The sequence below is a fragment of the Acinetobacter yuyunsongii genome (assembly GCF_041021915.1).
GTDB lineage: Bacteria > Pseudomonadota > Gammaproteobacteria > Pseudomonadales > Moraxellaceae > Acinetobacter.
Window position 1 is genome coordinate 959971 of sequence record NZ_CP157435.1, and the last position, 18524, is coordinate 978494.

The 18524-nt window shown below is 37.1% G+C and carries 16 protein-coding genes, 2 tRNA genes and 4 pseudogenes; 8 read left to right on the plus strand and 14 right to left on the minus strand.

What is annotated here, in order from left to right; translation table 11 throughout:
• Nucleotides 1-7: 7 nt before the first annotated feature.
• From folE to ABLB98_RS04605, 7 genes and pseudogenes are all read right to left on the minus strand, one after another.
• Nucleotides 8-556, minus strand: a complete 549-nt coding sequence (folE, locus tag ABLB98_RS04575) for a GTP cyclohydrolase I FolE (protein WP_017397502.1) — start codon at nt 554-556, stop codon at nt 8-10.
• Nucleotides 557-646: 90 nt separating this feature from the next.
• Nucleotides 647-1336, minus strand: a complete 690-nt coding sequence (locus ABLB98_RS04580; protein WP_348882864.1) for a Smr/MutS family protein — start codon at nt 1334-1336, stop codon at nt 647-649.
• 194 nt (nt 1337-1530) lie between these two features.
• Entirely contained in the window at nt 1531-1950 is a 420-nt protein-coding gene (locus tag ABLB98_RS04585; RefSeq protein WP_348882862.1) for a hypothetical protein, read from the minus strand.
• A 140-nt stretch (nt 1951-2090) separates the two neighbouring features.
• Nucleotides 2091-2897: an indole-3-glycerol phosphate synthase TrpC gene (gene trpC / locus ABLB98_RS04590; RefSeq protein ID WP_348882860.1), complete on the minus strand. Its 807-nt coding sequence runs from the start codon at nt 2895-2897 to the stop codon at nt 2091-2093.
• Between the two features lie 9 nt (nt 2898-2906).
• The gene (gene trpD / locus ABLB98_RS04595; protein WP_005157688.1) at nt 2907-3956 is read right to left on the minus strand and encodes an anthranilate phosphoribosyltransferase; all 1050 of its coding nucleotides are present in this window, start codon (nt 3954-3956) and stop codon (nt 2907-2909) included.
• A 259-nt stretch (nt 3957-4215) separates the two neighbouring features.
• A pseudogene (locus ABLB98_RS04600) lies at nt 4216-4630 on the minus strand (cation:dicarboxylase symporter family transporter); the annotation flags it as partial.
• Between the two features lie 473 nt (nt 4631-5103).
• Nucleotides 5104-5688: an aminodeoxychorismate/anthranilate synthase component II gene (locus ABLB98_RS04605; RefSeq protein ID WP_348882859.1), complete on the minus strand. Its 585-nt coding sequence runs from the start codon at nt 5686-5688 to the stop codon at nt 5104-5106.
• Nucleotides 5689-6313: 625 nt separating this feature from the next.
• Between ABLB98_RS04605 and glnA the strand changes: the two genes are divergently transcribed.
• The 5 genes and pseudogenes from glnA to ABLB98_RS04630 all read left to right on the plus strand — a co-directional run bounded on the left by glnA (nt 6314) and on the right by ABLB98_RS04630 (nt 10675).
• Nucleotides 6314-7729: a type I glutamate--ammonia ligase gene (gene glnA, locus ABLB98_RS04610; protein WP_171062418.1), complete on the plus strand. Its 1416-nt coding sequence runs from the start codon at nt 6314-6316 to the stop codon at nt 7727-7729.
• Between the two features lie 124 nt (nt 7730-7853).
• A complete protein-coding gene (locus ABLB98_RS04615) occupies nt 7854-8345 on the plus strand; it encodes a chorismate lyase (protein WP_348882858.1) in 492 nt (163 codons plus the stop codon).
• 15 nt (nt 8346-8360) lie between these two features.
• A complete protein-coding gene (gene ubiA, locus ABLB98_RS04620; RefSeq protein ID WP_348882857.1) occupies nt 8361-9242 on the plus strand; it encodes a 4-hydroxybenzoate octaprenyltransferase in 882 nt (293 codons plus the stop codon).
• A 103-nt stretch (nt 9243-9345) separates the two neighbouring features.
• Nucleotides 9346-10362: pseudogene (locus ABLB98_RS04625) on the plus strand (hypothetical protein).
• A gap of 106 nt (nt 10363-10468) precedes the next feature.
• Nucleotides 10469-10675, plus strand: coding sequence for a hypothetical protein (locus ABLB98_RS04630; RefSeq protein WP_087543867.1), 207 nt, complete (start codon nt 10469-10471; stop codon nt 10673-10675).
• Nucleotides 10676-10696: 21 nt separating this feature from the next.
• Here the strand turns inward: ABLB98_RS04630 and ABLB98_RS04635 are convergent, their stop codons facing one another.
• The 3 genes from ABLB98_RS04635 to ABLB98_RS04645 all read right to left on the minus strand — a co-directional run bounded on the left by ABLB98_RS04635 (nt 10697) and on the right by ABLB98_RS04645 (nt 11547).
• Nucleotides 10697-11137, minus strand: a complete 441-nt coding sequence (locus ABLB98_RS04635) for a DUF2726 domain-containing protein (RefSeq protein WP_087543868.1) — start codon at nt 11135-11137, stop codon at nt 10697-10699.
• Between the two features lie 58 nt (nt 11138-11195).
• Nucleotides 11196-11271 (minus strand) — tRNA-Asn (locus ABLB98_RS04640).
• 200 nt (nt 11272-11471) lie between these two features.
• Nucleotides 11472-11547: transfer RNA gene (locus tag ABLB98_RS04645), tRNA-Asn, on the minus strand.
• A 235-nt stretch (nt 11548-11782) separates the two neighbouring features.
• Here ABLB98_RS04645 and ABLB98_RS04650 point away from each other — a divergent pair.
• Together ABLB98_RS04650 and ABLB98_RS04655 are read left to right on the plus strand one after the other, a co-directional pair.
• A complete protein-coding gene (locus tag ABLB98_RS04650; protein WP_087536283.1) occupies nt 11783-12214 on the plus strand; it encodes a hypothetical protein in 432 nt (143 codons plus the stop codon).
• A gap of 256 nt (nt 12215-12470) precedes the next feature.
• Nucleotides 12471-12891 (plus strand): annotated as a pseudogene (locus ABLB98_RS04655) (GFA family protein).
• Between the two features lie 69 nt (nt 12892-12960).
• Here the strand turns inward: ABLB98_RS04655 and ABLB98_RS04660 are convergent.
• A complete protein-coding gene (locus ABLB98_RS04660) occupies nt 12961-14196 on the minus strand; it encodes a pyridoxal phosphate-dependent aminotransferase (protein ID WP_348882855.1) in 1236 nt (411 codons plus the stop codon).
• Between the two features lie 213 nt (nt 14197-14409).
• On the opposite strand from ABLB98_RS04660, the gene ABLB98_RS04665 reads away from it, so the two are divergent.
• Entirely contained in the window at nt 14410-14589 is a 180-nt protein-coding gene (locus ABLB98_RS04665; RefSeq protein WP_005157661.1) for a hypothetical protein, read from the plus strand.
• 131 nt (nt 14590-14720) lie between these two features.
• On the opposite strand, the pseudogene ABLB98_RS04670 reads toward ABLB98_RS04665, so the two are convergent.
• From ABLB98_RS04670 to ABLB98_RS04680, 3 genes and pseudogenes are all read right to left on the minus strand, one after another.
• Nucleotides 14721-15811, minus strand: a pseudogene (locus ABLB98_RS04670) (IS4-like element ISAba33 family transposase).
• Between the two features lie 76 nt (nt 15812-15887).
• On the minus strand, nt 15888-17261 hold the full coding sequence (locus ABLB98_RS04675; RefSeq protein WP_369028926.1) for a CmpA/NrtA family ABC transporter substrate-binding protein: 1374 nt from the start codon (nt 17259-17261) through the stop codon (nt 15888-15890).
• A 276-nt stretch (nt 17262-17537) separates the two neighbouring features.
• On the minus strand, nt 17538-18344 hold the full coding sequence (locus ABLB98_RS04680; RefSeq protein WP_348883705.1) for a hypothetical protein: 807 nt from the start codon (nt 18342-18344) through the stop codon (nt 17538-17540).
• Nucleotides 18345-18524 lie beyond the last annotated feature (180 nt).

Sequence of the window (18524 nt, forward strand, 5' to 3'; positions counted from 1 at the left end):
GCTCAGCTTAATAGCTTTCAGGAACAGCGCTTAAGAACTCACGACGTGCATCTTTGTCAGTTTTAAAATCACCAACAAAAGAAACTGTACGTGTGGTTGATTCTTGCTTGCCAACACCACGCATCATCATACACATATGAGCAGAATCGATTACTACCGCCACACCACGTGCTTGAGTTACTTCCGCAACCGCTTCTGCAATTTGTTGTGTTAAGTTTTCTTGAATTTGCAAACGACGGGCAAACATTTCTGTAATGCGGGCAAATTTAGAAAGACCTAAAACTTGACCTTCAGGTAAATAAGCAATATGGACACGACCATAAAAAGGGAGAAGGTGATGTTCACAAAGCGAATAAAACTCGATATTTTTGACCAATACCATTTCGTGGTTATCGGATGGGAAAACCGCACTATTTGTAACTTCTTCAAGGGTTTTGCTATAACCAGAAGTCAAAAAAGAAAAAGCTTTAGCCGCACGCATAGGCGTATCTTTTAAGCCTGGGCGATTTAGATCTTCGCCAACGGCAGTTAAAATATTTGCGTACGATTGCTGCATAGACATAACAATGTTCACTTAGGTGGGTTGAACAAAACGGGAATTGTATCAGAAAACGACTCAAAAACTTAATTTTGAACCAAATGCCGATTATTGTTTGTGCTTTGGGTGCTTTTCTGCACGTTTTAAGAGCACTAAAACAGCACCAGTACCCCCTTGATTTTCAGGTGCGCTGACAAATGCAAGTACATCACGATGTTGTCTAAGCCAGCCATTGACATAGGTTTTTAAAATGCCCTCAGGTCCTTTACCGTGAACAATTTTGATGACATTTTGATTTTCATCTTTTGCCATTTGAATGATTTGTAGAACGGCTGCTCGGGCTTGTTCAACCGTACAACCATGTAAATCGACTGCTTCAAACCAACGAGTTTTACCTGCTTTTAAGTCTTCAAATACTTTGTGCTGCAAAGTTGCAATTCGATAGCTTAAAGTCGCTTGGCTTGCCACTGGATTTAAGATCGCTTGAGTATCCGAAATTTCTGTAAGCTCTTGCTCTGCACCACCTTCTGCCGCAGCACGTTTTGCCAAGGTTTGGGCATCAACTTTTTTGCGACGTGTGACTTTGGTGTCGGCAATATTTTGATTGTCGATTGGTTTTACCCCAAGCAGGGCTTTTTTAAAAAGCTCAGTATCTTCCAACTCTTCTGCAATGGCTGGAGCTTTTTGTGACTCTGCTTGTTTTGCAATAGCACTTGCTTGAGGATTAGAGATTTGCTTTTTAAAGGCTTTCAGTAAGTTAAACTGATCTTTAGAAAGCGATGAATCATGTTTACTCATAAGTTTAGAAAAATAGGCAAGATACGAGAGATGTAAAATTATAGTCTGAAACCGTGATGATTTGAACTAAATTGCATTCATGGAGCGATATGAGCTTTAAAGTGATGATAAATGCTTCAAAGTATAGAAGGGATAAATTGATTTAGTTTCTTTATCCATTATCTACGGAAGCTACGTTTGTAATTTTTCATTCATTAAGAGGGAGTTAGAATCCTTATAATTCGTGATTGGTTTAAGCCTTTATTTTTAAAACGGTCGTACAGTTCAAAGCAAATATGTTGGTTAATTTGAACACGGGGTAAAGTATCATCGAAGTCAAAATAACGAATATAACCAGATTGATCCATCACAATCGCTAGCCGCTCGAAGTGACCTTTCCGTTTCTGAAAAGTTTTATATTGTTCTACTACACCGCATTCTTCAGATTTAATAAATGTATCTACAGGGGAAAAGTACATTCCACTGCTAATAAAGATGACTCCAGGAATTAAATTAAAGAAATAAAATACTCTTGGATCTTTTAACTTCTGAATTTTTTGATAGCAATAGAGATGACTATAAATTGGAAAGCCAACTAAAAAGATCAGCCCTAGAATTAATAAAAAATTACTCATGTTTTTTCATCAGTCTTTAATCGTTGATTAATCTATTGGTATTGTCTAAGTCTAATTTTTATTCTTTATTAAGAACTTATATTTAGTTCTAGCATCATTTAAAAGATTCAAGGCAAAATTTTACCTTGAACCTCATAAATTTAAACCTGTTCAGGCTTTCCAAACAACTCAGTAAACGCTTGATCTGGGCGAGGTTGTTTCATAAAGCTTTCACCAACAAGGAAAGTATGAATATCATTGGCTTGCATCATTTCTACATCAGCAGGCGTTGCAATACCACTTTCTGTGACTAAAACACGAGAAGCAGGCAATAATTTCTTTAAACGTAATGAAGTATTTAAATCAACATCAAAGGTTTTAAGATTGCGGTTATTCACACCTAGAATACAGTGCTCAGAAAGCTTTAACGCACGTTCCAATTCATATTCATCATGCACTTCAACCAATACATCAAGTTGATGCTCAAATGCAGTTTTTGACATTTCTTCAAGTTGTTGATCTGATAAACATGCCACGATTAATAAAATACAATCTGCATGTAAGGCACGTGCTTCAACCACGTTATAAGGATCAACCAAGAAGTCCTTACGCAAAGCTGGTAGGGCACAGTGATTACGTGCAATCGCAATATTTTCATCCGCACCTTGAAAGAAATCCACATCTGTCAATACAGACAAGCAAGCAGCACCTGCTTGTTCATATTGCTGTGCAATTTCAGCGGGATTGAAATCTGCACGAATAACACCTTTAGAAGGTGACGCTTTTTTAATTTCAGCAATCACGGCTGGACGTTTATGTTGCAAAGCCTTAGCAAAACCACGCACTGGTGTTGCTTCTTTTGCCCACTGTTCAACATCGTGTAGGCTACGTTGTTTTAAACGTGTTGCAAGCTCCTCATGTTTGCGGTCAACAATTTTACCTAAAATGGTATTTTGAATATCGATCATGAGAAGTCCTTAGTCTGCCTGATATTGTTTCAATGTCTTGGTAAATTCAGCCAAGATACTCATTTTTTCTAAGGCTTGTCCGCCATAAAGAATATCTTGAGCGAACTCAACTGCTTGCTTGTAAGTCTTGGTGATACCAGCAACATAAATACCTGCACCTGCATTGAGTGCAATCATGTTTGCTGCTTTTTCACCAATATCTGATTTATCTCGGCTTAAAGCATCTTTGATTAGCTTTAAGCTTTCTTCTGAACTATTCACCACTAAACCAGTGAGGGTTTGAGATGGAATACCTACATCATCTGGTGTCAAAGTCCATTCAGTAATTTCGCCATCTTTCAGTTCAGCAACTGTGGTTGGTGCTGCAAGACTGATCTCATCTAAACCATCTTTAGAGTGTACAACCAGTACATGCACTGCACCCAACTGCTTTAATACTTCAGCGATAGGGCGGCATAACTCATCTGAAAATACCCCAATCACAAAACGATTGACCCCAGCAGGATTGGTTAATGGACCAAGTAAATTAAAAATACTACGAATACCTAACTCACGACGAGGTGCAACTGCATAACGCATGGCTTTATGATGATTTGGTGCAAATAGGAAACCTACACCCATTTCACGGATGCAGCGTTCGGTTTGTTGCATATCTAAATCAAGCTGAATACCCATTTGTTCGAGTACATCGGATGAACCTGACTTACTCGACACGCCACGGTTACCATGTTTGGCAATCGTTGCACCAGCAGCAGCGATAACGAAACTTGAAGCTGTAGAGACGTTAAATAAATTCTGACCATCTCCACCTGTGCCGACAATATCGACCAAGTGAGGAATATCACTCACATCAATTTTAATTGCAAACTCACGCATAATGCGTGCTGCTGCAGTGATTTCATCAATACTTTCACCTTTCATGCGCAAGCCCATCATCAGTGCACCGATTTGTGCATCAGTTGCTTCGCCCTGCATAATGCTACGCATGACATCTTCCATTTGTGGCTGGGTAAGATGAATGTTTTTGGTAATGTGATTAAGAGCCTGTTGGATATTCATAGTCATGAGTTACAGCATTAATGATTAAAATTCTTAAGTGAAGTTGGTTAGTAAAGGAGAAGGGCTTGGTTTTGTGAGAAATGGCTCACTTGCTAATCGGCTATGTTAGCAGAAAATAGTCTCAGTTTTATGTTTGTGCTTAGATTTTAATTTAAATAGCTAGGTAGAGTGGTTCTTAATCTTTTCTAATCATGATCTGTATAAAATCAAAAGCCAATCATCGAATCGAATGACTGGCTTTGATTGAAACAATATATGATCAATCGTTATTGGTGCTGTTTCTAAGCCCAAGTATTTGACTCGTTGCCACTCCGGCAGTCATGGAGCCATTTACATTTAAAGCCGTACGACCCATATCAATTAACGGTTCAATCGAAATCAGCAAAGCCACTAAAGTAACTGGTAATCCCATTGCTGGTAATACAATTAAAGCAGCAAAAGTTGCACCGCCACCAACACCTGCGACACCAATTGAACTCAGTGTAACGATTGTTACCAGTTGCGCTATCCATAAGGGCTCAAGAGGATTAATTCCTACTGTAGGCGCTACCATAACCGCAAGCATAGCTGGGTATAAACCAGCACAACCATTTTGACCTATTGTTGCTCCAAATGATGCTGAAAAAACTGGCGATGCCTTCTGGAACACCCAATTGTTTATGTCGCACTTCAAGTTTTACTCTGCCATCATACCGATCAGTACTTTTTTAGAAAGACTCCAATCTTGTCGGTAGCTAAAAAATAATCCTGCAATCAACAAGAAAAAACAATAATATTCAATAAAATTAAGATATTCACAATAGGTTATCCTGATTGATATTTCAGGGGGAGATCTCTAGAAAATAATGATTCAGATTCTATCATTCGGCACCCATGAGGCTTAATCCTTCCTATGACTATACTTAATCTAAAAAATTAAAAAGGAATTTCAAGACTAGAAAAAATAATGATGAATTTTTTCTTCTGAAATACATGAAAAATATTTTAATTTTTTAAAAAGAATAATTTGCTTTGAATTAAATCTTTAAGTCCTGATTTTAGTGCTGAAAAAATAATCAGTGTGTATGAGTTATATAGTGATTTTATATGTTCAAAATAAAAACAGCTTATTAATACAAATAAGCTGTTTTTAAATAAAACTTAGTAATTAAGCGTAAATATCTAAGAAGTTTTTAAAAATTTGATGACCATGTTCGCTCAAAATAGATTCGGGATGGAACTGAACACCTTCAACAGGAAGTGTTTTATGTTTCACACCCATAATTTCTTCAATTGTACCATCTGGTTGATTGGTCCAGCAGGTCACTTCAAGACAATCTGGCAACGTTTCTTGCTCAATTACCAATGAGTGGTAACGTGTCGCAGCAAACGGGGAAGGTAAATGACTAAAAATTCCTTTGTCACTGTGATGCATATCAGATAAACGACCATGCATAACCGTTTTAGCACGGATAATCTTGCCACCAAATGCCTGCCCAATCGCTTGATGCCCAAGACAGACACCCAATAAAGGAATTTTACCCGCAAAATGGTTAATTGCAGGAATAGAAATTCCTGCTTCACTTGGTGAGCAAGGACCTGGGCCTATAACCAAGTATTTTGGCTGCCATCGTTCAATGTCCTCTAATGTCACTTGATCATTACGAACGACTTTTACTTCTTGGTTCAACTCGCCAAAATACTGGACGATGTTGTAAGTAAATGAGTCATAGTTGTCGATCATTAGAAGCATGACTTTATAACCTTTTGAAAAATAATTGCTTTATTGAGCTGGTAATGTGATTACTCTATTCTAAAGTTATATTTCTTTAGGATTTATTGAAGCTTAAAGGAATATGTTGAAAATAGAGAAGAATAATCATAACAAAAACAAATGATCAATGTTGAATATTTCAATTACCCGATGTTTAGCTAGATTTAATTACTTAATGAAAGAAATCGTGTTTAAAAATCAGAATAAACTTCATAAATTTAAAGGTTTGAGTAAAAATATACAAAGTGAACCAAAAGTCTAAATGAATTGATTGGAATGAAGTTCAAAAGAATGATATAAAAAGCGAATTTATGCTAACTCATGATAGTGTAAATTGCACTACATTAGTTCTCTGTTATATGTTTTGCACCACTTTGGTTCGTTATGTCTATTTTGGGGACGAGCTGAGATCGGAATGTTTAAATATGGTGCATTTGTGAAAGCAAACATTATAGTGGACATAGGACATGGAGCTTAAAGCATTTTTTCTGCAAAGAATTTCAATGTTTTAGGTATGCTTTAAAATTGTTGGTATGATAATTGCTAATTATATATCAACAACTAACACGCACTTAACAAGTGCATAAAAATTTCATTGGAGCAAATGAGCATGGCGAACAAGGTCCTTCAACTCATCAAAGAAAGTGGCGCAAAATGGGTCGATTTTCGCTTTACTGATACTAAGGGTAAAGAGCAACACGTAACTTACCCAGCTGACACAATTGATGAAGATACATTTGAAGACGGTAAAATGTTTGATGGTTCTTCAATCGCTGGTTGGAAAGGCATTGAAGCTTCTGACATGATCTTACGTCCAGATGCTGAAACAGGTTTTCTTGACCCGTTCTTTGCTGAACCAACAGTTGTTGTAACTTGTGACGTAATCGAGCCTTCAACTGGTCAAGGTTACGAGCGTGACCCACGTTCGATTGCTCGTCGTGCTGAAGAATATTTAAAATCTACTGGTATCGGTGATACTGCATTCTTTGGTCCAGAACCAGAATTCTTCGTTTTTGACGAAGTTAAATGGGACATCGATATGTCTGGCGCACGCCACACATTGATCGCTGAAGAAGCTGCATGGTCTACTGGTAAAGATTACGAAGCTGGTAACTCAGGTCATCGTCCACGCGTTAAAGGTGGTTACTTCCCAGTTCCTCCAGTTGACTCTCATCAAGACATGCGTGCTGAAATGTGTGCACGTATCGAAGACATCATGGGCCCTGGTCGTGTAGAAGTACATCACCACGAAGTTGCTTCTTGCCAATTAGAAATTGGTGTGAGCTTCAACACTATGGTTCGTAAAGCGGACGAAGTTCAGCAGTTCAAATATGCAGTTTGGAACGTTGCTCATCAATATGGCAAAACAGCGACATTCATGCCTAAGCCAATGGTAGGTGATAACGGTTCTGGTATGCACGTTCATATGTCTATCTCTAAAGATGGCAAGAACTTGTTTGCTGGTGATGAATATGCTGGTTTATCTGAAATGGCATTGTTCTTCATTGGTGGTATCATCAAGCACGCTCGTGCATTGAATGCAATCACGAACCCAGGTACAAACTCTTATAAGCGTTTAGTTCCACACTACGAAGCTCCGATTATGCTTGCTTACTCAGCACGTAACCGTTCTGCTTCTATCCGTATTCCTTACGTTTCTAGCCCTAAAGGCAAGCGTATCGAAGCACGTTTCCCAGATCCATTAATGAACCCATACTTAGGTTTTGCTGCATTGTTAATGGCTGGTCTTGATGGTATCCAAAACAAGATCCATCCAGGTGAAGCTGCTGACAAGAACTTATATGACCTTCCTCCTGAAGAAGAAGCAAAAATCCCAACAGTTGCTCATAACTTAGAAATGGCAATTGCTGCACTTGAAGCGGATCACGAGTTCTTATTAAAAGGCGGTGTATTCACTAAAGAAATGCTTGATGCATATATCGAACTTAAAACTGAAGATGTACGTCGTCTTAATACGACTACTCACCCAGTTGAATTTGATATGTACTACAGCCTGTAATACATCTAGTTTAAAAAAGCTCGCTTCAGCGAGCTTTTTTTATGTTTTTGATTCAATTGAAAGTCATACGCTTTTTCCAAAGAAATTCATGTAAACTAGTTGCGATGTTTTTAGTGAGCCAAGCATGCGAAATTTACGACCAAACAGAATTAAGGGGCGAGAGATCCCAGCTGAATTAAAAAAATGGTTGTATGCATCTGGTTCCCTCACTCAGCAATTGACTGATTTGGGTGAGGGGGCATTTCATGTCGAGCGTCTTAACGAACAGTTTCAACGACTCACTTTTAACGATAGCCAATGGATGCAAATGCCAGCACACCATATTGCATGGGTACGTGAAACGAATCTATATGGTAATCAGGCGCAGGCTTGGGTTAAAGCAAAAAGTATTTTTCCAATTTTAAGCCTACACAAGAAAGCTCGATTATTTCGGCATATCCGTAATAAGCCAATCGGTTGGTTTTTATTTCAACGAACTAATCCAGTTTGTGAAAGAAGGGTTATTTATCTAGAAGAAGGTTGGACTAGACAAAGTTGTTATACTTGGCATGGTTGTAAATTTATCGTGCAAGAGACTTTTCTACCGGCATTTGAGCAGCTTATTCAACAGCATTGACTCTAAGGATTCATCATGGAAACAGTGCAACATACGACTTGGCGACAACGTTTAGAAGCCTATTATTATTTATGCCGCTTTGATAAGCCAATCGGTACAGAATTGGTTTTTTGGCCGACGATGTGGGCTTTGTGGATTGCTGCAAAAGGAACACCAGATCTTAAGATATTATTGCTTATGATTTTGGGTGTTATTTTTATGCGTGCAGCAGGCTGTGCAATCAATGATTTTGCTGACCGTAAAGTTGATGCGCATGTTGAACGTACAAAAACACGCCCTTTAGCTACAGGTATAATTCGTGCTCGCGAGGCTGTTTTTGTATTTTTAGCTTTAGTTACTGCAAGTGCTATGTTGCTATTTTTCTTGCCGATCGAAACCTTTTATTGGTCATTTGGTGCATTATTTTTAGCGTTTATTTATCCTTTTATGAAACGCTTTACCAATTTGCCACAAGTGTTTTTAGGTGCTGCTTTTTCATGGTCAATCCCGATGGCATACACTGCGGTGGGGCAAACGCCAGATTTAACCTGTTGGCTTTTATATTTCGGTAATTTGGCTTGGACAGTCGCTTATGATACACAATATGCAATTACTGATCGTGAATATGATTTGAAAATTGGTGTGAAATCTACCGCAATTTTATTTGGTAATTACGATATACAGATAATTGGTTTATTACAGTTTATTAGCTTGTTATTAATTGGCTCGGCTTTGTATCTGCAACATATTTTTATACCATTTGGAATGGTTGCATTACTTGTTGTTGCAGGGGATTTTGTTTATCAGGCATATAAAACTAAAGATCGAAACCCTCAAATCTGTTTTTGGGCATTCCGTCACAATCGCTGGGTTGGCATGATAATTTTTCTGGGAATCTTTTTGGAATTAATGTCTTAAAATGACTCATTGGTTGAAAAGCGTCCTATGTAGGGTATTTTTTGTGCATTAATAAAGCAGCATGTAGTTTCGTGCGCAAGAAACAAAGACAAAAGGATATTTTATAAAACGGTCAAAAGTTGCTTTAGCAATAACACTCTCTATTTCAGCATTATTTTTAACTGCATGTAATGATAATAATGATGATTACACTGGAGTAGATTCGAGTAAAACCCCTTTGTATGAAAGCAATTATGCGATTGATGCGGTTAATACTGCTGCTTCGATTAAAGTAATGACCTGTAAAATTGCAAATATTCAAGGTCGAACAGCAACTGCAACAGCGATGGTATTGTTCCCTAAAGTTATTAAACCTACAGATGGTTGTCATGTAGTCGTATGGGAATATGGAACTGTTGGGGAGATGGTTACTAGTCAAATGTCCCCAAATGACCGAATGGCACTTCCGGTACCAACAATCGATCAAATTGCAGATGGTTACGCTGAATTATTAGCGTATGCAGCTTTGGCTAGTGCAGGAATTAAGGTATAGCAGCCAAACTATGATTGTAAACAAATCTTTACGTCTGGTGCGGCTGATATCGCAGATTTAGCATATGGTCGTACTGCGATGTTGGTACCTGCTTGAGTTATCCAGCTCCAGAGAGCGCTAATGGCTTACAGGGGAAATTTAAAGCGGGAATTTTAGCTTTCATAGCATACCCTACACATCAAATCATACAGTTTGGTATTGATCTAACTAAATTTAAAGAAGATGTTGTGGTGCAAAATTTCTTAGCGGCGACTCAGCCTGCAACCAATGTGACTAAAGAAAAAGTCATTAAGACATCTGTCTTACTTATTCAGGGAAAAAAAGATCAAGCACTATTGCCAGCAGTTACGCAACTGTTAGTTAAGAATATGAAAGAGAATGCTTTAAAATTCTTTCCATAAGCAGCTTATGATGAAAATTATTTATTAGATATCGTACCAAATGCAACGCATACGCAGGCGATCATTTGTAGAAATGCAAAAGCAAGTGGAGTTTATTCAAAAATATATGTTAGCAGGTACGAGTATTGTGCTGACTGATGCTCAAAAAGATGCGAGTCAAAACGCTCAGTGTGCAGGTAAGTTTTAAGCTTTTATTTAGATCATAACTTTCAAAAAAGAGTCTCTTCATAGAGGCTCTTTTTTGTTATATTGTTACATTAAAATGAGTTGTGTTATTGGAATCTGGATCATTTATGAGTCAACAATCTACTGAAAAGAAGTCAGTACCTTGGTTATTAATGGGTTTAGGCTTGCTCATCCCGATCTTTATTGTGGGAATGGCTTTCCTAGCTGCAAAAAGTGATGCGGAAACCAAGAAAAAATACGATCAACAACATGCAGAAATTGCAAAGAAATTTGAAAAACAGAAAAATGCTGAATCAGCAATTCAGTCTGAATAATCCTTAATTAGAAAATTTGATTTATCGAATGTCCATCTGTAATTGTTTTACAGATGGAATTTGCGTGTAGCGATACACTTTGTACCCTGCTTCTAAAAGCATTTGATCGCGTTTTTTGTCTTCTAATTCTTTTCCAATATGACTTGGATCATCAAGTTCGATGATTGCCAATACATTCATTTCTTGGTCTAAAATCACGAAATCGGTCACTTTGCGATTGAATTGATTACGAATTTTATAATGATCGCTGGTAATTAAAGCACTGAAAGCGACTTGTGTCAGGATGTGATTGTTAGGGAATGCCTGTTGTAGCTTCGTGAACATCTTTGATTCAAATGTGGTAATAACAGGTCGAGCAAAAAACTTCTGCTGGGGTAGAAAAGAACGTAGGCAACTAATTAAAAGTAATACTGTGCTAATCAAGCCAATAAGCAAGAAGATAATCTGATTAGATACAAACATATTTATTATCAATACATGAATAAAAAACCCACTCAATAAGAGTGGGTTTTTAGAATCTTGGCTCTCCCACCTGGGCTCGAACCAGGGACCTGCGGATTAACAGTCCGTCGCTCTACCGACTGAGCTATGGGAGAATCTGGATAGGCATTCTATGCATGAATAGGGATGTGGTCAAGAGCTGAATAATAAAAAAATTAAATATTGATTTGATTGTACTTTTTATCAGCATTTTTATAAATTTAATGGATAGGATACTTTGTTTTTATTAGAAGCTAGGGTGAGTTTCGATCAATAAAAAAGCCCATATCATATTGGATATAGGCTTCTTTGAATTTGGCTCTCCCACCTGGGCTCGAACCAGGGACCTGCGGATTAACAGTCCGTCGCTCTACCGACTGAGCTATGGGAGAATCTGAATGCCATTATAGGCAGCTTTTAAAATCGGTCAAGCTAAAAGTGTCATGTTTCTTTCATTTTTTCACTGTATGCTTTTTATTTGCACAATTAGGGCGAAATCGGAAAAATAACTTGAACTTTGATCAGGCTATTGTTAGATTCGAAACAGTAAAGTGTTTAGATTTTTATCTAGACAGTGTGGATTTAACCCAACTTGCCAGCACTAAAATGGCTAAATCGGAGGTCAAAATGACTATTCTTAGTATTCAATCTATTTTTTCAAATTTATCTTTTTATCAAGATCATTATCTTGAAATCATTGAAGATCCTCAGCAGTATTACACATCAGTTGAAAACTGCTTTTTGAATACATTTCCATTTAAGCAACAAGCTTTATTTCTAGGCGATTTATTGCAACTTTGGTTTGGTGATAAATGGAAAATTCAAAACGCTAAAAATTTATTGACGCAGAAAAATGTATTAACGGTGAATGAGCATTTTCCTTTGTACTTGTTTCAGCTCGGTGGTGAGCTTATTTTGGGTGCAAATACTGCATTAGCTTGGTCAGTTGCAGAAAATAAAATTGTAGCTGTACAAGTGAAGAGTATTTGGCAATATGCTGTTTTCAGTCACTTATGCTCACGACCAAAAAACTATCATGAAAATAAAGCGATTGCATGAAGTCATAGTAAGCATAAATCTACAGCATAAAATTAAAGGGCGTATATGTATGTCACTGTATAATTTTTTAATATTATCGCCCTTATTTTCGTATCAATCTAAATCAAGCTGATGTGTATGAAGTAAAAGATGTAGATTATTTTTTGAAGTATCTTATGAATATAAAATTATGTTGCAGAAATTATTAAATTCAATATTTTTTTTATTTTCTTCTAAAATTAATTGTTAACAATTTTGAATAAAAGGTAAATTTATAATGAAAGGGCAATGTGTTTGTGGTGAAACCACATTTGAAGTTGAATTAAGCAATCATGACGTACATGCTTGTCATTGCTCAATTTGTCGTCGACAGACCAGTGGTGTGATTATGGCGATTGATGTGAAACAGGGCAGCTTAAATTTTTTTAAAACCAGACCATCTCTCTATCTATAATTCATCGGCTTGGGGCGAGCGTGGGTTCTGTAATGCTTGTGGCACAAATTTATTTTGGCGCACTAAAGATCAGAATTATTGCAATATTAATGCTTTTGCATTGAATGAGTCACCTCAAGATTTGGATTTTGATTTGGAAATCTATATTGATAGTAAGCCTAAGTTTTACGCATTTCAAAATGCAACGAAAAAGATGACTGAAGCTGATGTAGTTGCTTTATTTAATGCAGAAGCAAAAGAATAAATTTTTAGCTGATTCATAAAGACAAAAAAAGAAGCTTCATTAAGAAGCTTCTTTTTATCGCAACTCAGATTATTGAGCGGCTTTTTCTGCTGCAATCGAAGCAATTGCGGCATCAACACCATCAATTGAGTCTGCTGCTTTTTTAATACGCGCTAAAGCATCAACTAATACATCATCAGCAGTTGCATAAGAAATACGCATAAAACCACCTAAACCAAAAGCATCACCAGGTACAACAGCTACACCAGTTTCTTCAAGCAACCATTCAGAGAATTCTGTGCAAGATTTTAAACCTTTGGCACGAATTAATGGACGGATATTGGCATAAGCATAGAATGCGCCATCAGCAGGCAAACAAGAAATACCGTTGATTTCATTTAAGCCATTTACCACAAGGTCATGACGGCGTTTAAACGCTTCAATCATTGGTTTTAATACATCTTGCGGACCGTTCAATGCCGCTTCTGCCGCAACTTGAGAAATTGAAGTTGGGTTAGATGTCGATTGAGATTGAATATTTTTCATCGCACCAATGAGTTTTGCTGGACCAGCAGCATAACCAATACGCCAACCTGTCATTGCATACGCTTTTGATACGCCGTTAAGGACAATTGTACGATCATATAAGTCAGGTGCAATTGTTGCGATGTTATAGAACTCATCTTCCCAACGAATTGGTTCGTACATGTCATCAGAAGCAATTAATACTTGTGGATGACGACGAAGTACCTCAGCCAAAGCTTCTAATTCAGCTTTGGTATAAATCATACCTGTTGGATTAGACGGGCTGTTTAATACAAGTAAACGTGTGTTTGGTGTAATAGCAGCTTCCAATTGTTCTGGTGTGATTTTGAAGCGTTGTTCTTCACCACATTTCACAATAACAGGCGTACCTTCAGCAATAATTACCATATCTGGGTAGCTTACCCAGAATGGCGCAGGAATGATTACTTCATCACCTTTGTTTAGTAAGGCAAGTGCCAAGTTAAAGAAACTTTGTTTACCACCGCAAGAAACCAAGATTTGGTTTGCTTGATAATCTAAATTATTATCGCGCTTTAATTTTGCAATAATTGCTTTTTTCAAGCTTGGAGTGCCGTCTACAGCTGTATATTTTGTAAAGCCTTTATTAATCGCTTCAATTGCAGCATCTTTGATATGTTGAGGGGTATCAAAGTCTGGTTCGCCTGCACCTAAACCAATCACGTTTTTACCCGCAGCTTTAAGCTCAGCAGCTTTATTGGTTACTGCAAGTGTAGGGGACGGTTTGATGGCATTGACACGATCAGAGAGACGTACGTCCACGGCATTATTCCTTCTTATGGGATTAGAAAATAAAAAAGCAGCTCATTTTAGCTTAAATCGGTTTATTTGTGGCTGAAACTTACCTTTATTGAATAAAAAGTTACTAAATTATAGGTTTAGATCGTGCAGTACTTTTTACATATTTTATTTTTAGCAAAATAATAAAAATCTATTACAATGGGCGCTAGAAATTTAAATTTCGAGAGAATTTCAATGACTGCGCAACAACCTAAAGCCAAGAAAGCTTTAGTCAAATTACCTTTCCCTATGCCATCTACTCAGGATAACTCTGAGGATGCTACGCATAATCAGGTGCGACCAAAACCTGAGCAATATGCAGATCGTACTTGGATGCCACCGCGTGGTACACGTCGTTCGATGGGGAAACGATAGTTTTTGATGGAGGATACTTTCCCAGTAGCTTCCTAAAAGATGAGTCGATAAAAAAGCCAATGACATGTTTATATAAACGTATCATTGGCTTTTTTTATTTGATTAATTTTTATCTCTGTACACGACAAATTTCATAGGGCCCTTGTCCTATCAGGCTTTTTCTTTCTTAAAATTGCGAGCACTTTCTTAAATTCTTCTTTTTTTCCAAAACCAATCAAACGTAGAATAGCCATTTGAACATAGTCCAAACCGTATCGAAATAAACTTACTGAAAGTCGTCCATGCTTCTTTATTTTTATCGTTTTTTTTCGATCATGTTGCCATTCACCTGTTAAATAGCACCAACAGAAACCGATCGCTAGCACTGCTATCAATTTCTTGACTCGTCTAGGGTCTGTTAAACGAGTATTTTCAAGATTGAATCCACGTCCTTTGAGACAACTAAATAAGGTTTCGATTTCCCAGCGTAATGCATAATCACGAATAGCAGAAGCATTAAACATACGAGAAACAACAAGTAAAAGTTCTCCATCTTCTAATCGTAGCGCACTAATATACAGTTTCACTCGACCAACCCAAATACGTCGTTTACGACATTCAGTTTGACCAACTTGAAGATGACGAAATAAATCACTAATTTTATGATTCTTGGCTAAGTGATTGGTCACAATAAAGTTTTTTTAACACGTATACAGAAGTTAATGTCATTTTCAATTCACCATGTAAACCATTTCTCACCGATAAATTCTCTGTCTGCGAACACATTCACAATACGATCTTTACCAAAAATGGAGATAAAGCGTTGAATCAAAGCAATACGCTCTTTTGTATCTGAATTTCCACGTTTATTGAGCAATGTCCAAACAATAGGTATCGCTATTCCACGATAGACGATGGCTAACATCAAGATATTGATATCTCGTTTTCCCCATTTCCAGTTAGTTCTATCCAAAGTTAATTGGACTTTATCGAATGAAAATATATTGAAAATTAACTGAGAAATTTGACGATAATCGAAGTACTGATCTGCAAAGAAGCGTTGTATACGTCGATAAAATGATTGTGGTAAGCACTTGATGGGTAAGGCTTTAGATGCAGAAGAAAGATTACATGTCTGTTTTATAATTAATGCCAGCATAATCAGTGTAAAACATTTTACATGTGACTTGTTCCACTTTAGATATTTGTTTAAGATGAGATATAACTCATTGAAATGTGTCATCATATTCGTCGTCAGAAAACAAGTATTATGCCATTATTTCAATGAGTTATCTTTTTTTGTCGTGTACAAAGAATTTTTATTTATTACCAATCTTAAACGCTGCTAAAAATGCGGTTGGTTTATTGGCATCAAACACAACTCCATCTAAACGACTGGTTTGTGGTGGTTTTATGAATGTTGCTGTTGCAAGGTTTGGAAATTGTTCTTTTTTCATTTTGCCTTCAGCGATTAAACTATTTACAGCCTTTGTGTAGATGTCTGGGCGATAGGCTTTTTGAGCGGTTTCAAGGTACCAATTATTCGGTTTAGTCTCCGCAATTTGTCCCCAGCGACGCATTTGAGTTAACCACCAGATTGCATCTGAATAGTAAGGAATACCATATTGTCCTGTAAAGAAAGTATTAAATGATTTTAACGGGCGAATATCACCTTTTTCATATTCAAAAACACCCGTCAAGCTATTGGTAATAATATCTTCATCGACACCAATATAATTTGTTTGAGCGATGAGTTTAGCTGCTTCTTTACGATGTGCATAATCATTTTCATCTAACCAGTTTGATGCACGAATCAGTGCTTTTACAACTTTTACTGTGGTATTTGGATTTTGTTCTGCAAACGATGTGGTAACTCCAAATACTTTATCAGCACCATTGTCCCATAACACATCAGATGTAATGACGGGAACACCAAAGCCTTTTTTCACTGCTTTTTGATTCCAAGGTTCACCGACTGAGTATCCTAAGGTTGTTCCTGTTACCATTTTTGCCATCATTTCTGGTGGTGGTACAACGGAAAGGGTTACGTCGGCACCGATATTGCCACTCAAATCATTTTTATTTGGATCATACATACCTGGGTTGATACCACCAGCAGCTAACCAATAGCGCAACATATAATTATGTGTGCCTGTTGGAAAAGTTATGCCTAAATTAAAAGGCTTATGCTTTTGTTTGTATTGATCCACAATCGGTTTAAGCGCTGATGCACTAATCGGATGCTGCGGTTTACCGTCTTCTAGTGGAATGTTATTTTTCATTTCCGACCATATCGCATTTGAAACGGTGATCCCTGCACCATTGTAAGACATGGTAAATGGCGTGATAATTTCTGTACCACTTGGTTTTTCCGTCATGGACGCAAGTGGCATTGCGGCAAGCATTTGCGCACCGTCTAATTCACCTTTTTGTACACGTGTATATAACAGCTTCCAGTTGGGTTGTACTTCGAGTTGGACTGATAGCCCTTCGTCTTTAAAAAAACCTTTCTCAACAGCAACGGCTAAAGGTGCCATATCTGTTAGTTTAACAAAACCAATTTTTAGCGCCGTTTTTTCTGTGGTTGATTCAGCTGCGTTACTATCAGGGGATGGCTGGCAGCCAGTGACGAATAAAAGAAGGCTCGCCATATAAGATATGATGAATGCCTTATTAAAAAATACTTTTCTCATGTAATTCCCCGTCAGTAATAAACATCAATAGATAAAAAGCAAAAAACATGCCATTATTTTTATTTTATGTAAGTCATTGAGATTGCTTTAATTTTATACACTTGTATGGATTTTAGTGTTTGCGAATTTTATGATGATTTTTTATTTGTTTTTTATTAAATATCATTGTCTTATAATTTATTTTTTGTGGATTTTGGATGTTGTAACCAAATTGTAATTATGGGAAGAATCAAGTTTTATGCTTGAAGGATAAAACCTGATTCATCATCGAGTGAGTTAATGTTTTTTTAAGGTGCGATGAACAGGATGCTTAATAATGCTTTTGCCCTGCCATAAAGCAATAAAGTCTTGCTCATCGAAATCATAGAGCTCCATTAATGCAATAATTGCACTAACAAAGATCATTGGACCTTCAGAATTATCATGAAAATGAAATATTTTGCCATTCAATTTGGCCAATATATCGTTAATTTCATGTTCACGGCCTCTTCCATAACGATCACGCGGATAAAGTTCTTCATTAAGTACAATTAACGCGATGGCTTTTTCTGAAGGGCTTAGTTTTGTTTGTTCTAAAGCTTCTTCAAAAGATTCATATCCATGATTAAAATAAAAAATGACATCATCGCAAATGAAACTATGAACCATTTGGGCAGTCAGATCTGGAAATTGCGAAACAGCATCGTCCTCGATGTAAGGTCGAAAGGATTCTGGAAAAATCACATTCGAATGAATTCCTTTGAATAAAGGTGCAATCTCAGAGACTTTATAACCCGCAATGCCACAACCGAGTGCCGTTAAAAAATATTTCACTTTAGGATGATTTTTAGCATAAACTTTAAAATCATCGACATAGTGCTCAATTTGAGAAAGTGGCATTTGTTGGATATGTTCATTTAATGTTGGAATAGCAAAACTTTGCCCAGCCCAACCTCGTCCGACACCGTTAACTGCTGCGAAATGTTGTGCCGCGACACGTGCGGCGCCACTATCATGTATTCCAGCTAGATTACTACCAAAAACAAATACTGTATCTTCAGGAAGTTCAGTGACAATAGTTTCATCGTGATATTGATAAGACATATTTTTTATCATTCAAATGTATATTGATCTCATGTTGCAGCCGATTGAATAAGGGGTCAATAGTGCTTTAGATTTTTTCTTATCGTTATTTCTTGATGCTGCTGTTATTCTTCTTGATGGTGCAAGCGATTTTATTGCAGATGTAACTTAAAAGGATAGAGAGCATTGAAACAAGTTTTA